General features: G+C 57.7%; 1 protein-coding gene. It reads left to right on the forward strand.

The features are described from left to right. Positions 1–184: hypothetical protein (locus E4T71_RS09970; RefSeq protein ID WP_167758521.1), on the forward strand; the 184-nt coding region annotated here is incomplete at its 5' end. Between the last annotated feature and the right edge of the window lie 234 nt (positions 185–418).

Here is a 418-nt window from a genome sequence, read left to right on the forward strand (position 1 = left end):
CCTGAAGAGTGGCGACGTGGTGTGGAAATCGCGCCTGCCCGCCGGTGGCAATGCCACGCCCATGACCTACGAGTCCAAAGACAGTGGCCGCCAGTTTGTGGTGATTACGGCCGGTGGCAACAACCTGATGCAGACCAAACCCGGCGACTATCTGGTGGCGTATGCGCTGCCTAAGAAGAAGTAGGCGCTGTTGATGTAATCAGAGGGCAGTGAGGCCCTCTGATCAATAAAAACGGAGGCGTGAGTCGCAGTCAATTGAAGAGCTTCGATACCCGGAACTGAATCGACCGGCGTCACACCACATTTCTATCGCAGTAGCCTCTAGGCCTGTTTGCGCACCATCACATGGGTGGCGCGCTCGCCTTGTATCATCTCGGCGACTTCGTAGCCCAACGCGCGCATGTCCAGGCCGTTCCAT

Source organism: Streptococcus sp. WM07 (assembly GCF_004570525.1).
Classification (GTDB): Bacteria; Bacillota; Bacilli; order Lactobacillales; family Streptococcaceae; genus Streptococcus.